Source organism: Acidianus manzaensis, assembly GCF_002116695.1.
Taxonomy (GTDB): domain Archaea; phylum Thermoproteota; class Thermoprotei_A; order Sulfolobales; family Sulfolobaceae; genus Acidianus; species Acidianus manzaensis.
In genome coordinates this window covers 186,515-203,280 of sequence record NZ_CP020477.1, presented here as the reverse complement: position 1 = coordinate 203,280, position 16,766 = coordinate 186,515, and the positions used below count along the sequence as shown (strand labels likewise).

General features: G+C 31.6%; 19 protein-coding genes. 6 read left to right on the top strand and 13 right to left on the bottom strand.

The features are described from left to right. Nucleotides 1-169 precede the first annotated feature (169 nt). From B6F84_RS00700 to B6F84_RS00690, 3 genes are read right to left on the bottom strand one after another with little or no spacing between them, the layout of a single operon-like run. The gene (locus B6F84_RS00700) at nt 170-601 is read right to left on the bottom strand and encodes a MaoC/PaaZ C-terminal domain-containing protein (protein ID WP_236748993.1); all 432 of its coding nucleotides are present in this window, start codon (nt 599-601) and stop codon (nt 170-172) included. Next, nucleotides 598-1,779 carry a CaiB/BaiF CoA transferase family protein gene (locus tag B6F84_RS00695; protein ID WP_236748992.1) on the bottom strand — a complete coding sequence of 394 codons (1,182 nt, stop codon included), beginning with the start codon at nt 1,777-1,779 and terminating at the stop codon, nt 598-600. The genes B6F84_RS00700 and B6F84_RS00695 overlap by 4 nt, the downstream gene beginning before the upstream one ends. Continuing rightward, the gene (locus tag B6F84_RS00690) at nt 1,776-2,537 is read right to left on the bottom strand and encodes an SDR family NAD(P)-dependent oxidoreductase (RefSeq protein ID WP_148690434.1); all 762 of its coding nucleotides are present in this window, start codon (nt 2,535-2,537) and stop codon (nt 1,776-1,778) included. The genes B6F84_RS00695 and B6F84_RS00690 overlap by 4 nt, the downstream gene beginning before the upstream one ends. A gap of 111 nt (nt 2,538-2,648) precedes the next feature. Between B6F84_RS00690 and B6F84_RS00685 the strand changes: the two genes are divergently transcribed. The 3 genes from B6F84_RS00685 to B6F84_RS00675 are packed head-to-tail and all read left to right on the top strand — an operon-like array spanning nt 2,649 to nt 5,436. After that, nucleotides 2,649-3,677, top strand: coding sequence for a substrate-binding domain-containing protein (locus B6F84_RS00685; RefSeq protein ID WP_236748991.1), 1,029 nt, complete (start codon nt 2,649-2,651; stop codon nt 3,675-3,677). Between the two features lie 12 nt (nt 3,678-3,689). Next, entirely contained in the window at nt 3,690-4,688 is a 999-nt protein-coding gene (locus B6F84_RS00680; protein WP_148690432.1) for an ABC transporter permease, read from the top strand. A gap of 10 nt (nt 4,689-4,698) precedes the next feature. Further along, a complete protein-coding gene (locus B6F84_RS00675; protein ID WP_148690431.1) occupies nt 4,699-5,436 on the top strand; it encodes an ATP-binding cassette domain-containing protein in 738 nt (245 codons plus the stop codon). Between the two features lie 29 nt (nt 5,437-5,465). Here the strand turns inward: B6F84_RS00675 and B6F84_RS00670 are convergent, their stop codons facing one another. Then, the gene (locus tag B6F84_RS00670) at nt 5,466-6,206 is read right to left on the bottom strand and encodes a helix-turn-helix domain-containing protein (RefSeq protein ID WP_236749103.1); all 741 of its coding nucleotides are present in this window, start codon (nt 6,204-6,206) and stop codon (nt 5,466-5,468) included. A gap of 64 nt (nt 6,207-6,270) precedes the next feature. Next, nucleotides 6,271-7,002, bottom strand: coding sequence for a cyclase family protein (locus tag B6F84_RS00665; RefSeq protein ID WP_236748990.1), 732 nt, complete (start codon nt 7,000-7,002; stop codon nt 6,271-6,273). Nucleotides 7,003-7,089: 87 nt separating this feature from the next. Here B6F84_RS00665 and B6F84_RS00660 point away from each other — a divergent pair, with 87 nt between their 5' ends. Beyond that, nucleotides 7,090-8,247, top strand: a complete 1,158-nt coding sequence (locus B6F84_RS00660) for an extracellular solute-binding protein (RefSeq protein ID WP_148690430.1) — start codon at nt 7,090-7,092, stop codon at nt 8,245-8,247. Here B6F84_RS00660 and B6F84_RS00655 read toward each other — a convergent pair. Next, entirely contained in the window at nt 8,162-8,989 is an 828-nt protein-coding gene (locus tag B6F84_RS00655; protein ID WP_148690429.1) for an MBL fold metallo-hydrolase, read from the bottom strand. The two genes, B6F84_RS00660 and B6F84_RS00655, sit on opposite strands and share 86 nt — an antisense overlap. A 381-nt stretch (nt 8,990-9,370) precedes the next feature. Between B6F84_RS00655 and B6F84_RS00645 the strand changes: the two genes are divergently transcribed. Continuing rightward, a complete protein-coding gene (locus tag B6F84_RS00645; RefSeq protein ID WP_148690428.1) occupies nt 9,371-9,955 on the top strand; it encodes a thiaminase II/PqqC family protein in 585 nt (194 codons plus the stop codon). A 102-nt stretch (nt 9,956-10,057) separates the two neighbouring features. Here the strand turns inward: B6F84_RS00645 and B6F84_RS00640 are convergent, their stop codons facing one another. Next, complete coding sequence (locus tag B6F84_RS00640) at nt 10,058-10,435, bottom strand: hypothetical protein (protein WP_148690427.1); 378 nt, start codon at nt 10,433-10,435, stop codon at nt 10,058-10,060. A gap of 116 nt (nt 10,436-10,551) precedes the next feature. Here B6F84_RS00640 and B6F84_RS00635 point away from each other — a divergent pair, with 116 nt between their 5' ends. Continuing rightward, entirely contained in the window at nt 10,552-10,761 is a 210-nt protein-coding gene (locus B6F84_RS00635) for a sulfocyanin (RefSeq protein ID WP_148690426.1), read from the top strand. Nucleotides 10,762-10,924: 163 nt separating this feature from the next. On the opposite strand, the gene B6F84_RS00630 is transcribed toward B6F84_RS00635, so the two are convergent. The 6 genes from B6F84_RS00630 to B6F84_RS00605 all read right to left on the bottom strand — a co-directional run bounded on the left by B6F84_RS00630 (nt 10,925) and on the right by B6F84_RS00605 (nt 16,740). Further along, the gene (locus tag B6F84_RS00630; protein WP_148690425.1) at nt 10,925-11,242 is read right to left on the bottom strand and encodes a TA0938 family protein; all 318 of its coding nucleotides are present in this window, start codon (nt 11,240-11,242) and stop codon (nt 10,925-10,927) included. Continuing rightward, the gene (locus B6F84_RS00625) at nt 11,239-12,126 is read right to left on the bottom strand and encodes a thiaminase II/PqqC family protein (protein WP_148690424.1); all 888 of its coding nucleotides are present in this window, start codon (nt 12,124-12,126) and stop codon (nt 11,239-11,241) included. The genes B6F84_RS00630 and B6F84_RS00625 overlap by 4 nt, the downstream gene beginning before the upstream one ends. Nucleotides 12,127-12,311: 185 nt before the next feature. Continuing rightward, on the bottom strand, nt 12,312-13,610 hold the full coding sequence (locus tag B6F84_RS00620; protein ID WP_148690423.1) for an acetyl ornithine aminotransferase family protein: 1,299 nt from the start codon (nt 13,608-13,610) through the stop codon (nt 12,312-12,314). A 10-nt stretch (nt 13,611-13,620) separates the two neighbouring features. Beyond that, nucleotides 13,621-14,190, bottom strand: a complete 570-nt coding sequence (locus tag B6F84_RS00615; protein WP_148690422.1) for an indolepyruvate oxidoreductase subunit beta — start codon at nt 14,188-14,190, stop codon at nt 13,621-13,623. Continuing rightward, nucleotides 14,178-16,004 carry a thiamine pyrophosphate-dependent enzyme gene (locus tag B6F84_RS00610; RefSeq protein WP_148690421.1) on the bottom strand — a complete coding sequence of 609 codons (1,827 nt, stop codon included), beginning with the start codon at nt 16,002-16,004 and terminating at the stop codon, nt 14,178-14,180. Before B6F84_RS00610 ends, B6F84_RS00615 begins: the two co-directional genes overlap by 13 nt. A 97-nt stretch (nt 16,005-16,101) precedes the next feature. Beyond that, on the bottom strand, nt 16,102-16,740 hold the full coding sequence (locus B6F84_RS00605) for a hypothetical protein (protein ID WP_148690420.1): 639 nt from the start codon (nt 16,738-16,740) through the stop codon (nt 16,102-16,104). Nucleotides 16,741-16,766: the final 26 nt, after the last annotated feature.

Below are 16,766 nucleotides of genomic sequence, written 5' to 3'. Positions count from 1 at the left end.
ATAGCTTTAATATCGTTCATAACAACATTATATCCAAAGAGAATATATTTCTTTTATAAATTTTGTAAAAAGTATTAACTCCATAATAACGCTATAAATTATACTGCTATATAAAAAAGATAAAGGTCATTCATTATACACTTAGAAGAAAAGAAGAATAATAAAAAATTCACAGCTTCATAAGTTCTATTATATCATACTCTAAAATTTCTGTATTATCCTGCTTTTTCCCAACACAATGTATGTTTACAACATAATTTCCTGATTTACCTTTGCTCTCTCTACTATCTACTATTTCACATTCGGACCAAATAGTATCTCCTATAAATACTGGAGATTTGAATTTCACATTATTTACACCTAATAAGGCTACTATATTATTAATAATCTCATGTTGGGCTAGTAAACCTTGTAAAAGTGAAAGAGTTAGAAAGCCATGTGAGACTCTTTTCCCAAATATTGAGGATTTTGAGTAAATTTCATCTAAATGTGCTGGATGCATATCACCAGTAAGTCCTGCAAATAATATTATATCTGCCTCGGTAATTGTTCTCCGTTTAGTTATGAACTTATATCCTATCTTAGTTACCTCAATGGTCAAATTACTCCCTCATTTTTTAATTTCTCTATTTCTTCTCTAGTTAAACCGAGTAATTTCCCATATATTTCTTCGTTATGATATCCGGGTAATAATCCAGGCCATTTAATTGTTCCTGGTGTTTCGCTCATTTTAAATGAAGATCCTGGAACTTGAAGTTTATTGGTATCAATAAGAAACTCTACGAACATATCTCTTACTTTTACATGAGGGTCATCAAATTGCTCTTTTAGCTCTCTTACTGGTGCTGCTGCACCACCACAATCTACTACAAGTTTTACAATCTCATCTTTCGTCATATTTCTGAAAATATCTTGAACTATTTTCTTTACCTCCTCTCTATGAGAAATTCTATTTTCTACTGTTTTGAATCTAGGATCATTAAGTAAATTTTCTTTTCCTACTCTTTTGATAAAGTTAGTCCAGCTTTCATCAGTAGGCAAAATCACATAAACGTAGCCATCTCTAGCCTCATATAAATATTCTGGTGAAAATACTAAGCTTGTTGGTCCCACTCTTGGATGATGTCCCAGGAATAGATAAATTAATGATTGCATAGAAAGAGTCAAAGAAACGTCGTACATACTCATATCTATGAATTGACCTTTTCCAGTTTTTTCTCTATATATCAATGCAGCCAATATAGCTATAACTGTATATGCAGCGGTTACAAAGTCTAATAGTCCCATTCCGGCCCTTGTAGGTCTATCTGGATAACCATTTGAATCCATCATACCACTAAGTGCTTGAATTATTGGATCAAATGCAGGTAAATCTCTGTATGGACTATTATATCCATATCCAGTTGATGAAGCTAAAATTATTTTATGATTAGCTTTTTTTAATTCTTCGTAATTTATTTTTAATTTATCTAGAACGCCAGGTCTAAAATTGGTAATTATTATATCGCTTTTCTTTGTAAGTTCAAGAAATAATTCTCTCCCCTTTTCTGACTTTAAATTTAATGTTATAAATTTTTTATTTACATTGTAATAAATTGAATGAAGACTATCATTATTAATAAATGGTGGTGATTTTCTCATTGGGTCTCCCCATGGAGGTTCTATTTTAATGACTTCAGCGCCTAGTTCAGCTAGTAATCTTCCAGCATAAGGTCCATTAAGGTATATTCCTAATTCTAATACTCTTATTCCTTCTAAAGCCTCCGGCAATAATATCACCTAATTAGATAACCTCCATCTACAGCTGCAAGCGATCCTGTTATAAAGGTTGCTAAATCAGACGCTAAAAATGCTATAACTGTAGCAACTTCTTCAGGTTTGCCCCATCTTCCAAGTAATACAACTTGTTTTATCCATTCATTCCATTTTTCCTTATCCGGACCTTTGATCCTAACCCAATTTATTGGAGTGTCTATAGGACCAGGAATAACTGCATTAACTCTTATATTATATTTTGCTAAAACTCTTGCTAGAGAAATAGTTATTGCATTAATACCACCTTTACTTGCAGCGTAACACAGCAGATTATCCTCGCCTCTCTCTGCTGTTACTGAAGAAACATTAACTACACTAGCATTACTTGACTTTTTAAGTAATGGTAAAGCAAGTTTAGTTAGAAATATCGCTGGAAATAAATTTATTCTTATAATTTTTTCGCAATCTTCAATAGTAAGCTCTTCAAAATACTTCCATTCAGCTATACCTGCATTATTGACCAAAACATCTAATTTTCCATAATTCTTATCTGTATATTCAATAATCTTTTTCATATCCTCAATTTTACTTATATCCCCATTAAAATGAGTAAATTCATATCCCTCTTTTTTTAAGCTATTTTCCAGTTCTCTTCCCCATTCATCGTTTAAATCTATTCCAATAACTTTTCCGTTAAGCCTAGCAAATAATTCTGCAGTAGATCTCCCTATTCCAGATGACGAACCCGTTACTAATATTACCTTATCCTTAAAGTTAAACATAGTTACTCATTAGTTGTCTCGCAAGAAACCATTTTATAGTATAACTCATACATGTATGAGTATCCCCTTTTAAATTATTACACTAATATTACTAATTGGGGATAAGCTATAGTGGATAAGACTAGGCGTAATTTCATAGCGGGTCTAGCTGGATTAGGAGCAGCCGCTGCAGTAGGGTGGGGATTAGCTGGATATTCATTAACGCGTCCACCATCTAGTGCAAAACTTCCATCAATCGCTCAAATAGGCAAGGGAGTTAAAATAATATTCAATGGGCATTGGGGACCAACAAACGTATTCGGCAATGTTGTAGAAAGAGGTTTTGATAATGGATGCGAACTAGTTAACGCCGATTGTATTATGTATAGACCGCAAAATGGATCTTCTGATGTAGCTGAAATAATCTCTAATCTACAAACTGCAATTAATCAACATCCAGATGTTTTAATTGCAACTGATATATACACAAGTGTTCAGCCATATCTACATCAAGCATCGCAAGAAGGAATACCTGTAATATTAGTTAATGTAGATGCACCTACTCAACAAGATTTTGAGTATACTGGTGCGATATCTTATATTGGTCAAAATTTAGTTAAAGCAGGAGACACACAGACTCAAGCGCTCAGCAAATATTTCCCATCTAATTCTCATGTAGTAATAATAAATGAGGGTCCTGGTGAAGTATGGGCTGAACAGCGTATACAAGGGGAAACAGAAGTTCTTAAAGAATATGGATGTACATGGGATATAATAGAATCTAGTTTCACTCTTTCACAAGTAGAGTCTCAAATAACCGCATATTTAGAAGCTAATCCAGATACTAAAGCTGTAATAAGTAACGGATATGGGGGAGCAGTAGTAATGGATGCCTTTCCAAAGTTAGGAATAAAACCAGGCCAAATACCGGTAGCTGTATTTGATATAACACCGCAAGTACTTCAAGCAATACTTGATGGATATGTTCAACTAACGATTGATCAGCAACCATACCTACAAGGTTTCTTACCAGTTATTCAAGGAGCATTTGTCGTAAAATATGATTTTACTGGGTGGAATGTAAATGCGGGTAATTATGTCCTAACTAAAGAAATAGCTCAAAAAGTAGAACCATTAGTAAATGAGGGTATATTCTACTAAAGGTGAAATCTAGTGGCAAATCCTCAAAATCAAAGGTATTTATATAAAATTGTATCAAATAAGGAATTTGCTTCTTTTTTTGCTTTAATTATTTTATGGATATTATTTGATCTTTTAGATAGTAGATTTTTAAGCTTAAGTAATCTTATAGTATTATTTACAGTTATTCCTATATATGGTATAGTGACATTGGGAGTTACGTTACTAATGATAGCAGGAGAATTTGATCTTTCAGTAGCCGCTACCTTCGCGTTAATTCCATTAATAGTTTATTCATTGATATCTTATGGAATTAACGTTATCGCATCAATAATAATAAGTTTAATGATTGCAGCTATTATTGGTTCCTTAAACGGCTTTATTACAATTAAATTTGGAATACCCTCATTTATAGTCACTTTAGGAACATTATTTGTATGGTTAGGAATAGCGCTTCAAATATCTGGAGGGCAACCTTATTCTTTTCAATTACCCGAATCGATAACTAAGATTTTAGTAGGCAACATTGCAATAGGAGGATTAATAAACTCGCAATTAATATGGCTTATTGGATTTGCAGTATTATTTTATCTAATTTTGGAGAGACACAAATGGGGAAATTGGATATTTGCGGTTGGAGGAAATAAAGATGCCGCAAAAGGAATGGGAATAAGGGTTGATTACGTAAAGCTTTCACTCTTTATATTGACTGCAGTTTTGTCTGGCTTTGCAGGAATAATGCAAAGCTCACTATACTCACAAGTCATAGCAAATCAGGGAGGTAACTTAGAACTTGATGCTATTGCTGCATCTGTAATTGGCGGTACCTCATTATTTGGAGGGGAGGGGAGCGTGATAGGAGGAATTATAGGAACAATAATAATATGGAGTATAGAAAATGGTCTAATATTAGCTGGAGTGTCTTCCTATGTATATGAAACCTTAATAGGGGCCTTGATTATAGTAGTAGTAATAGCGCATAACTATGCTAAAAAGATGAGTAAAAACATAAGATTAGGTGAAACTGATTAGGTGAAACTAATTGAGTAACAAAATACCAATAGTTAGAATGGTAAACATTCATAAATGGTTCGGGAGCTTATATGCAGTTAGGGGTATAGATTTAGAGATCTATCCAGCTGAAGTAATAGGGTTAATAGGAGATAATGGGACTGGGAAGTCTACACTGATGAGAATTTTAGCAGGGTATTATAAACCAGATATAGGGGAAATTTATGTAGACGAACAAAAAGTCGAGTTCAATTCTCCACATGATGCAAAAAAGCTTGGGATAGAAATGATGTATCAAGATTTAAGTTTAGTTAATACAATTGATATAAGGAGGAATTTCTTCTTAGGGAGAGAAATTACCGGAAGATTCGGATTTCTTAAAATGAATAAAATGAAAGAAGAAGCTAAAAAAGCATTAGAAGAGATAGGCTTAAGAATACCTAATTTAAATCTTAGAGTTGATGAAATTTCAGGAGGACAAAGGCAAGGTTTAGCATTTGCTAGAGCTTATTATTTTAAGAAAAGGCTACTTATAACAGATGAACCAACTAATAATCTTTCAGTAAAAGAAACACAAAGAGTTATGGATACAATATCAGCATTGAAGAAAACTGGGATATCAGTAATATTTGTTTCACATAACCTGTTTCACGTTCATGAAGTCTCTGATAGAATAGTAGCTATGGCTAGCGGCAAGAAAATAGGAGAATTTCTAAAGTCAGAAATTTCAGTAAATGAATTAGCAACATTAATAACCCAAAAAAGTTGAATTTCTTGAAACCCAGCTAGATCAAGAGACTATTTTGAATCTTCCTCCGAATCTCCCTCCAGTAGCATATCATAATAATAATATTGATGATAGAAACTCTTAAAGATTTTTCTTTCAGCTTTTCTTATATAATCTTCCATAGTAGGTTTAGATATTTTCATGTATGATGCTAGTTCTTCTAATGTTATGTTCTTGGGTAAATCGTAAAATCCTGACTTATAAGCTAATTTAAAACTTTCATGTTCGCGTTTTGTTAAATTAAATATTGTTAGAAGAGAGTCCGTTAATAATTCATCAATATTTATATATTTATATGTAAATTTAATTAATTTTCCTATATTTTCAAAATCTTTTTTAAGTTCAATTATTTCCGACGAAGGAAGTACTAGGACTATTCTTTCCTCCCCATTCAATATTAAATCTTTGATATCAAATAGAGTATATTTGTCGAGAATTCCTCTTACCATATTTTCATAATCTTCCTTTAAAAGAAGTCTATAAATATTTCTTTTATTATTTATAATTCTTATTTTAAATATTTCTTTTACTCTATTATTTCCTTTTAAATCCCGTATGAAATTTTTTAGATTATAATTGTTCAGCTTTACTTCGTCATAAGCTAGGATAAATCTTTTATCCTTATTTGGTCTGGCGATCAAAGTTATGGCCTCAAATTTATTGTTACTTGTCAGTTCTGACCAACAGCCCTCATGCTTAATTCTGAAATATGTAATCACGTAGTTATCATGCTCGTTTTTTATAATGTGCATATCCACAATATAATATTTAGTATCAATCAATTTAAACTTTGCGTTATTTGTTTTACATGCGAATTTAAGTGAATTTAGTAAATATCACTCTACAAGGCCCTCCATCTAATCCAACTATTTGTAACGGCAATGCAATAAGAACTCCATACACATACTTGTTATTTCCGATAGCCTTCTTAACATCATATAGCCCTTCGACTATCAATATGTCCTTTTCAAGTAAATATAAGTGTATATCTATTGCGTCTTTAACAGTAATTATATGAGGAGCAGCAGGCACATCACCAGACCAACCGGCTATACTTGGAGCGTCTATTGCAACCATTTTTATATTTGAAAATTGTGATAAATACTTAGCACTTGAAACTCCCAAATACTTCCAGTTATATTTAAATTCCTTAGGATCTTTATTAAAATCAGTAAAAAGTATTACTGCATTTACATTTTTTATTTGGTCAGAAAATTGTTGAAGGTCTTTATCAGTAATTTCAAGATCCTCCTTATTGGAAAAGTTCAGTATTATCGCCGGTGCCACAAACCTATATATTTCATATGCGTCTATTGTTTTTCCGCCCTTTATCATATGCGATGGAGCATCAAAGTGTGTATAGTCTTGTGAGGTCATATAAATTTCATGCGCATCATAAAGATCTCTTTCAACAGTCTTGAATTTATTAATTTGTATAGGTGGATGTGTAGGCCATGACACCACATTATGTGATAGTGGCATCGTGAAATCAAAAAACTCTAATGCCTTAAGTAACTCATTAAGATCATTTATTGATAAACTTTTCATATGAGAATGTCATTTATTCTCTTATTAAATATTCTCTCAGACATGTTAGGATATCGTTTTAAATTTAAAAACTAGTTACAGCTTGTAATGACTGAACTAGCTGGAATTACCTGGGATGATCCAAGAGGCTATAATAGTATAGTGGAGGTTTCAAAAGATTTTTATGAGCTAACAAAAATAAAAATTATATGGGACAAGAACTCTTTATACGACTTTACGGTTTACTCCCAAGAAAAATTAGCGGAAAAATATGACCTAGTAATAATGGATTATCCAGCCGTAGGCGATATAGCTAAAAGTGGAAAGTACCTTTCATTAGATGAGATATTAAGTAAAAATGATATAGAACTTATACAAAAAATTAGTGTAGGTAAAACTTTTGAAAGCTACATATATGATGGACATATATGGGCAATTCCTGTAGATGCTGCTTCTCAAGTCTCAGCATATAGACCAGATTTGTTTAAAAAGCTAAAAATAAAAATTCCTAAGAAATGGAAAGAAGTACTAAAGATCAAGGAGAAGTGCAAAATTGGAATGCCATTTTCACCAATTCATGCACACTCGTCATTCTTAACGTTAAGCGTTAATTTAGGAATTAATCCCTTTTATACTACGATCAGTAAAAAAATTATGGAAAATGTATCATTAATCCTTGATATATTAAAGACAATTTCAGACAGTTGTGGGGAAATGTGTGTAAAAAGTGATCCGATAAAACTGCTTAATTATGTTTCTAAAGAAGACGATATATGCTATGTTCCATTAACGTATGGGTATTATAATTATTCTCGTGACGGATACAGGAAAAATGTTATTGCGTTTGCTAATATACCAAGTTTTTCAAAATTACCTTATGGGTCAGTATTAGGTGGTGCTGGTCTAGCAATAAGCAAGAGGAATAAATATATTGAGGAAACTTTAAATTTTGTAAAATGGTTTTATAACTTTGATATACAAAAGAAGTATTTTTCATATTTAGGCCAACCTGCAGATTACAGAATATGGTTAGATAAGGAAACTAATGCTAAATGCAAAGATTGTTATGTTAATACAATCAATACAATATTATTAGCTTATGTAAGACCAAATTTTCCAGGCTTTGTAAAACTTCATGTTGAGACTGGAACTGTAATTAATAAATTTCTTAAAGGGGAAATTACAAAAGAAGATACAATTGAAAAAATACGGTTATTAAATTTGAAAGAGTATCATAACCTACAAGGAAACGTTCTTCTAAAATAGATGCGGTTAAGTGGAGTAATTTAAGTACAGCTTCTATAGAGGAGTATAAAAAGGTTTCTGTAGATGAACCCTCAATTACTCTAGTATTATTGGGTAAATAATTATGAGCTGGAATAATTATTTCGGGCTTCATATTAATTAACTTATAAATGGTTATTAAGTAATCTTCGATAGATGATATTTGTGGTATTGAATTTGTTTCGTTTCTATCCCTTATTCCTGTGCCTTGAATCTCATCACCGGTAAAAAATACGTTATCTATTCTGCATATTATTGCCCCTGTAACGTGTCCAAAGGCATCAAAACAAGTAACTGGATTAGCATTATTTAATTGTGTGCTTGTAATTTTAGGATTTCCCAATTCCTCTTTGATAAGGTTAATAAATGAAATACTTTCTTTTTCTCCTATCCATTTAAAATACTTTTTTGGGAAGAAGCTATATATAGCAGTATCTAAATCAGACAATAAGGATGCACTCACAGGATGAGTTATTACGATTGTACCGTGATCGTGCAAGTACTCTGAACCTCCTGCATGATCCAGATGAGCATGAGAAATAACTGCTATATCTGGAAAATATCCTATATTATCAATAATAGACTTTATCTGGATCGCTGTAGAAGTATCTAATAATATTGATTTACCAGTTTTTCCCCTATATAGTAAAAGATTTAAATCTACGTCATGATATTCAGTAGCTATTAGTGTTATTTCGTTACTCATGTTTCTTAATTCTATCATTTGCCATAGCACCTTTCAATTCAATTTATCTGATTTATTAAGAAAGCATTAAGTATCAGATCAGTAGCTGATACCGCACAACCAAAAATACTACTAATAATAATATATGATATTTGTCGGGAGCGTTAAGTGATCAAATATTATACACTAACATAATGGTAAAGATATAACGCAATAAAATTAAATTTCATCAACTTATTATCTACAAATAACTACAAAAAGACGTATTCTCTCTATGAGAATTTATGTAAGTGTTAAACATTTTTATTAAAAATTTTTAATATTTTATTTATCTATATTTATTCAAGTTATTAAAGAGAAAAAGTGTATATAACTTATCTAATAATTAACTTATATATTCCTTCAACATTAATTTAGATTATGCTATCGCAATTAAGAGAAGAGTTAAGTCAAATCAATCAACAGATAATAAATCATCCTTTTATAAAATCTGCAGAAGAAGGAAAAATAGCGCAAAATAAAATTCAGCTCATATATGATCAACAATGGTATATTGTTAATTCTGACGTTAAATCATTAGCTATTATGCTTAGCAAAGCTAAGGAACAAGATGAAATAGATTTTCTATTAAGTGCACTAGAAGGAGATTATGCTGGACTAAAGATCTTAAGGAAAATTGCAAATAAAAATGTTGAACCATTGCCTTGGGCAGTAGCGTATACTCATTATCTAGCCTGGTTAGCAAACTATGCTAGTACTGGAGAGCAAGTATTAGCTTTAGTGATTAATTTACCTATTTGGAGTCAGAATTGCAAAAAATTAGCTGAAATATTTAAAGGAAAGATAAATGTTGAGTTTTTAGAATTGTTTGCAAATGCTAAAATTGACGAAGATTTAGCTGAGAAAATAATTTCGAGATATGATAGTAAAAACTATCTAGAAATAGCTAAAACAATACAGGCTTATGAGTTATCTTTTTGGAATAGTATTTACCAAGAAAGTTAAAAACATTTATCATGACAAATTCTAGTATTTTTATAATTTGATTTAAAAAATTTTTAGCTTTCAAATTAAATATACTTTTGACAGTACATACCATTTTTGCCTTTATCTTCTTGAACCTATCCAGATAAGAGTTACTAAAATTATTGCTATCACATCTAAAATAAGAGCAGCTATTACATAAGCATTAACTACGGGTAATGAATATCCTAATACTGGAGCTGGAAATACTCTAGATTCAGTTATTAAAATGTAATTAATCCAAGAGTATACTAAAATGGGTAAATATAACATCTTGAAGTTAATGATGAGAAGGGCTGCAGCTATTATAGCTAAGATAGAATCAAAAATGAAGAATTCTCCTACTACTGGAAGTAGTTTGAGTAACGAAGTTGATAAGTATAAATGAATTCCTGCCCATGCTAAGAATACTATTCCTCCAATTATTCTGATGGGCGAGTATATGCTTTTTATTACGCTCATACGTTTTTATCTTCTATATGAGTATTTAAACATTTACCCAAATTATCACTCTTCTTTATTAATCTTACTTAAGATTTGGGACAAAGTTTAAAAATGACGAATATAAAAATAATGGGATGAAAGGAATAAGCGGAATAGAATTAGGTATAATAATTCTGACTGTAATAATTCTTATAGTAGGAGGAGTATTTTTTGCTATGATACCGTCCCATACAGCTTCTACTACATCTTCTAAGCCTACATCTTCAACGTCTACTACATCAACATCCTCCAGTTCTTCTACTACTTCAACATCTTCCTCTTCTGGTTATGTTTGGGGAGGATAAAAGAAAGTAATTTAATTTTTTAATATTTTAATTAGTGTGTACCATTTGAATATTCTACGCTGGCTCAACGAATGATTCTGATTTAGAGAAGAACTCAATTTTAAGATACTCTACAAACTATATTTTAATAGTATCTTTTATATTAAAGAAAAATAAAAAATGATTATTCTGGCTTGAATGTTCTTATATTTCCGTCTTCATCGAAAGTTATGTAAAAATAATATCTCTGAACTCCAGATCTTGCCATTACATGTCTTCCCATAGACCAATTTCCTCTTATATTTACTTCATCTATTTTATTCCAATTGGTTCTATTTTTAACTTCTTGAATCATATTACTAAACTCTTTCGCACAGATATCGCAACAGAAGAATAATTCTTCTCCATCAACTTTTGCATAATATGAACCCCAGTCACTGCCACATATTGCGCAACCTGTTTCTTTGGTTCCTGCTTCTTTTCCATTTACTATTATTTTCATGCTTTCACCAGTGGATCCAGCATCATACCTCTCTCAAGCCTAGATAATAAATATTTTGCAAAAGCATCAAAAGATTTAAGCACTATAACTTGAATTATCTCAGGATTTTTAGCATATTTTTCTACTAATCTTAAAGCCTCTCCAGCATGATATAAATCAGCCTCATATCCTTCTCTAAGGAAATTTTTTACTGCATCAGGATATTCATTAGATTCTAAAATTTTAGGAGAAAAGTAAGGTATTGTAGCCCCATCTTTAATTAAACTTCTATCAGAAACTAATTCTAAGCTATGCATTGCAGCCATAGTCTCAACCCAGCCTTTAGTCTCAGCTATGTTTTTCCAGGTTTTAATTGCTGATAATGTGGCAGGCAATGGTGGTGTAGAGAGAATTTCTGCCCTCTTTAACCCTAGACTTTCTCCCATTCTTATGAGAAGTTCATAATGTGAAGGTTTACCTTCAAATCCTAAAAATTCTGTAGTCATATTCTCTAACTCGTATCTTACTACGTCATCGTATTCAGATCTATATATAATAGTAGAAAGAATTCTTACCCAATTTCTTAGAAAATGCTGGTGTTCTAAAACGTATCCTAACAATACTCCTTTAGTAGGATTTTGCATAGCTACCATAAAAGGATGAGGTTCGGTTCCGTAGAATCTCTCTATAAACCTTCTTCTAATCCACATAGCTAAGGATTCGTTTAGTGAGAAAAATTCTTCTAATTTTTCAGATAGTTCCTTTTGATTTAGAGATTTAATAGAAATATTATGGTTTAACCACATTACATGTTTTGCTTCACTCTTTTCTACAAATTTTAACATATGGTCTGAAACTTGATCCCAAGAATCGTATGTAATTTCACAGACTGGACATATTGGCATAAGTTATTATTTATCTTTATTATCTTAAACTTTTCTAACAACAGAAAATTTCTAAATATAGAATGTTATGTGAAGTTATTCTTAAATTATTGTAATTTATCCGTAATCTTCTTTTTATTTTTTTAAAGACTACAACGCGATTCAGGAAAATTATGATAGCCTCAAATTAAAAAAGAGAGAAAAAATTATCTGATAGAGTTTATTATTTTTCTCAATTTGTTTAATCCTTCTTTGGCTTCATCTTCTTCTATCACAAGAGGTGGGATTATCCTAATTGAACTCTCTCCTGCTGGAAGTAATAGAAGTCCATTTTTGAAAGCTTCTTCAATTACCTTATTTCTAGTCTTAACGTCAGGTTTTCTATCTTCTTTTATAAATTCAATTCCCCAGGCTAGTCCAATACCTCTTACATCATCTACTTTCATATTTGACAATTCTTCTTTGAATATTTTTTCCATTTCTTTTATATGAGGTAGTAGATCTTTTGCTATATCTATAACTTTACTTCCTATTGCAGTAGCTAATGCATTCCCTCCGAAAGTGTTGCTATGTATTCCTTCTTTAAAATCTAATTCTTTTCTAAATATTGTAGCACCTATAGGCATAATTCCTCCTCCTAATGCTTTAGCTAGTGTTATAACGTCTGGTTCGCCATCAAAATTTTCTATAGCGAAGAGCTTGCCAGTTCTTCCAATTCCCATTTGCACTTCATCGTCAACTAAATATATTCCATATTTTTTAGCTAACTTCTCCAATTCTCTAAAAAAATTTTTAGGAGGAACTATATAACCTCCTTCTCCTTGAATAGGTTCATAAAATATTGCTGACACTTCATCTGCGGGTACTAAATGCCCAAAAACCCATTCCTCTAAGTATTCTATTACTCTGTTAACTAATTCTTCCGGCTCTTCATATCCATTTATATGCCATGGGTTCCTGAAAGGATTAGGATATGGCACGTAGTAGACTCCAGGCATTAATGGACCTACTCTAGCTTTCTGTATAGGTTTACTTGCTGTTAACGATAGAGACCCAAATGTCCTTCCGTGAAATCCCCCTATAAAAGAGATTAAATATTTTCGTTTTTCTTCTACAGACTTTACCAATTTTATAGACGCTTCTATAGCTTCCGTTCCACTATTCGAAAAGAAGACTTTCTTTTCAAAATTGCCCGGAGATAAAGAGACTAGTTTCTTAGCTAATTCTAACTGTTGAATATTATAGAAATCATTAGATGCTGCATGAGCTAATTTTTGCATTTGCTCAATTCCAATTTTTATAACTTCTGGATGGGAAGGCCAACCTAAATTATTAACGCCTATTCCGGAAGTAAAGTCAAGAAATCTGTTTCCATCAATATCATAAATCCACACTCCTTCTCCATGGTCTATTACTAATGGGAACAAATCACTATCTCTGGTTGTTGTGGCTAAAAGATTATCGGATTCTTCTATTACTTTTTTAGAGGATTTTATAGTTATCATATTATCAATCTCATGTTACTTCTATTTTTATTTTTCCTGAGAGGTAAGCTTTTCTATTTACATCAGTTCTTAAAGCCTTCAATATATTTTCTTCATTTACTAGATTTTTCAGTTTTCCAAAACTCATCATTGTTCCTATCATTACAGCATTCATAGCCTTGGGATTTCCAGCTTCAATAGCTAATTTCTTAGCGTCAATAGGAATTACGTTATTAGATATTCTTCTTATTTTTTCCAAAATTTCTTCAAAAGATAACATTTTTATCTTAGGTAAAACAGATCTTTCTACCAATTTATTTATAATAATAATTGTATTTTTATTGGCATAATCTATATTTCTTAATGCTTCTGTTGCTTCTAAAGCAATTAAATAATCAGCATTTCCTTTACGGATTAATGGAGCTAAAACATCACCTATTCTAACGTGAACATTAACTGCTCCTCCTCTCTGTGCTAAACCGTGAGTTTCAGATACTAAAGCCTTTATTCCGCTTAAATTAGACGCTTCTACTAAAATTCTTCCCATTGTTATTATTCCTTGTCCACCAATACCTGCAATTATAATATCTACTTTGTCCATAATTCATCCCATCCTTCAGGTATTTTTCCTTGAAGTTTAATTGCATTATATGGACAAACTGGAATACAAGCTCCACAGCCTATACATTGCACATCGTCAATTTCTATTTTCTTATCTTTTCTAGGAATTATAGCTGGACATGTGAAGAAATCATAGCATATTGAACATCCAGTACATTTATCTATGTCTACAACAGCTAATGGTAATTCTTCTACTTTATCTATTACGTCCAAAGCGCACGTTCTTTTAGCTACTAATAATGCCGGTTTCTTATTCTTCTTAACCCAGGTAGAAGCTTCAGCAATAGTTTTCACTCCTCCCTTAATATCGAAGGGATCAAATTCTTTAACAAATTCTACTCCCATACCCTTAGCTGTACTTGCAATATCTATTTCTCTAGAAGGACTAGGATTTTGTCCAGTCATAGCGGTTACTCTATTATCTAATACAACAATAACTACGGGTAAGTTATTATATACAGCATTAGCTAAACCCGGTAAACCAGAATGGAAGAAAGTGGAATCTCCTATTATAGCTATAGGTATATTGCCTGTCGATCTAAATACCCCGTTTGCAATTCCAAGGCTACTTCCCATATCTATTAGACTATCTTGTTCGTTAAATGGGGGTAAGATTCCTAAGGAATAACATCCTATATCTCCGGAGAAGAAGGTTTGAGATAATCCTCCTTGAACAACTCCCCTTTTTATATCGATAAATGAAGATCTATGCGGACAGCCTGGGCACATTGCAGGAGGTCTAGGAGGAACTTCTGATAAAATATCATTAAATTCGTTGTTATTCTCAAATTCTATCCCGAGAAATTTATTCAATCCTTGTCCTACTGCGTCTAAAGTTAATTCTCCGCTTCTAGGAATGTAGTCTTTTCCATGAATTTTAATTCTAATTCCTTCATCAAATGCTATGTTTTTAACTTGCATTTCTACTACTGGTTCAAGTTCTTCTACTACTAAAGCTTCGTCTGCATTACTTAACGCATCAATGATTTGGTCCTTATTTAATGGAACTGGAGCTAATAATTTTAGAATTTTTACACTATCTCCAACTAATTCTTTGACATATGCATAAGCTAGTCCGGATGTTATTATAACTTTTTTATCATCTTTTCCTTCTTCAATTTCGTTAAATACTGAAATTCCTTTTTGTATTTCCTCCCATTTCCTTAATTGTTCTATTCTATTCTTTTTTGCTACTTCTGGGACTAAGGAATATTTATCAGGTTTTTTAATCAATTTTCCAAATTTTGGCGAAATCGGATCTTTAACATTAACCAAGCTTCTTACATGACTTATTCTTGTATTAGTAGAAAAAATTACTGGATGATGATATTTATTACTGAACTCAAATGCTTTAATTATTAAATCATGTGCACTTTGGGGATCGTAAGGTTCTACTACTGGAATTAATCCCATTAATCCATAATATCTATTATCTTGTTCACTTTGAGATGACCACATAGAGGGATCTCCAGCTGAGATTATGACTAATGCTCCTTCTACTCCAGTATATGAGCTGCTCATTATTGCATCTGAAGCTACGTTCATTCCAACGTGTTTCATAGAAGCCATAGCATATGCTCCAGTAATGCTAGCACCATAAGCTGTTTCAAAAGCAACTTTTTCGTTTGCGCTCCACTCTACATATCTATCTTTGAACTTCTGTAGTGTCTCTATTATTTCAGTTGATGGAGTTCCAGGATATCCAGTAGCAACTGCTACTCCAGAAGCTAAAGCACCTAATGCAATTGCCTCATTGCCTAATAACGTTTTTTGATTAACAAGTTGTTGCATCATAATTTATAATTATGAAATATGACATAAAAGCTAATCTTTCTTAATATTTAAATTTTAGTTTATTCTCCTTTTATTACATAAAAATTTTATTTTAGCATTATACCAAATTATAAACTTTTTTATCATCATAGAATGATTTTAATCCTTCTAAAGTTTCTGAATCAATTTCTAATGCATATTCTCCTAGTTTTAGCAGTATGTCTAATGATTGTGCTACAACTGAACTTATAATATGATTAAGTACTAGATATCTTCCGAAATCTTCAATATAACATTCATAAATTTGAGTTCCTTGATTTTGAGCTTTATATTCACATTTATCGAAGTTTAATACAAAAGTTCTTACGTTATTACCTTCTGAACGGAGTGCATTATGCTCCCATTCGTATGTTATAATATCAAAAGAATAATCTTGTAAATCTTTCCAGGATAAGATTTCTAAATTATCGCTATCTAACCTTCCTTTTATTAGCATTTCTCCACTATTATATATTGGACTATCTCTTGTTAACCTTAATAGAGGCAATCTTAATATTTTGTGCATAGTTTTCCTTGGTTTATCTAAGAATTTCTCGTAAAGTAGGAGAATAGCTAATGTTTCATTATCTGTAACATACTCTATCCTTCCATTAATGTATACAGCATAATATTTTCCTATTTTTAATACATAACCTCCTTTAGACTCATATGTTACGTCTGCTATATAAGACTCTAGTGGCAAAAATATAACACTCATAATTTATACATTAGAAACTAAGCTTA

Coding starts and splice junctions, on each gene's coding strand:
- B6F84_RS00655 (WP_148690429.1), bottom strand. CDS start 8,989: ATGATAGAATTAAGAAACATGAGTAACGAAATAACACTAATAGCTACT.
- B6F84_RS00605 (WP_148690420.1), bottom strand. CDS start 16,740: ATGAGTGTTATATTTTTGCCACTAGAGTCTTATATAGCAGACGTAACA.
- B6F84_RS00615 (WP_148690422.1), bottom strand. CDS start 14,190: ATGGACAAAGTAGATATTATAATTGCAGGTATTGGTGGACAAGGAATA.
- B6F84_RS00635 (WP_148690426.1), top strand. CDS start 10,552: ATGAAAGGAATAAGCGGAATAGAATTAGGTATAATAATTCTGACTGTA.
- B6F84_RS00660 (WP_148690430.1), top strand. CDS start 7,090: ATGACTGAACTAGCTGGAATTACCTGGGATGATCCAAGAGGCTATAAT.
- B6F84_RS00645 (WP_148690428.1), top strand. CDS start 9,371: ATGCTATCGCAATTAAGAGAAGAGTTAAGTCAAATCAATCAACAGATA.
- B6F84_RS00670 (WP_236749103.1), bottom strand. CDS start 6,206: ATGCACATTATAAAAAACGAGCATGATAACTACGTGATTACATATTTC.
- B6F84_RS00610 (WP_148690421.1), bottom strand. CDS start 16,004: ATGATGCAACAACTTGTTAATCAAAAAACGTTATTAGGCAATGAGGCA.
- B6F84_RS00640 (WP_148690427.1), bottom strand. CDS start 10,435: ATGAGCGTAATAAAAAGCATATACTCGCCCATCAGAATAATTGGAGGA.
- B6F84_RS00630 (WP_148690425.1), bottom strand. CDS start 11,242: ATGAAAATAATAGTAAATGGAAAAGAAGCAGGAACCAAAGAAACAGGT.
- B6F84_RS00665 (WP_236748990.1), bottom strand. CDS start 7,002: ATGAAAAGTTTATCAATAAATGATCTTAATGAGTTACTTAAGGCATTA.
- B6F84_RS00690 (WP_148690434.1), bottom strand. CDS start 2,537: ATGTTTAACTTTAAGGATAAGGTAATATTAGTAACGGGTTCGTCATCT.
- B6F84_RS00625 (WP_148690424.1), bottom strand. CDS start 12,126: ATGCCAATATGTCCAGTCTGTGAAATTACATACGATTCTTGGGATCAA.
- B6F84_RS00620 (WP_148690423.1), bottom strand. CDS start 13,610: ATGATAACTATAAAATCCTCTAAAAAAGTAATAGAAGAATCCGATAAT.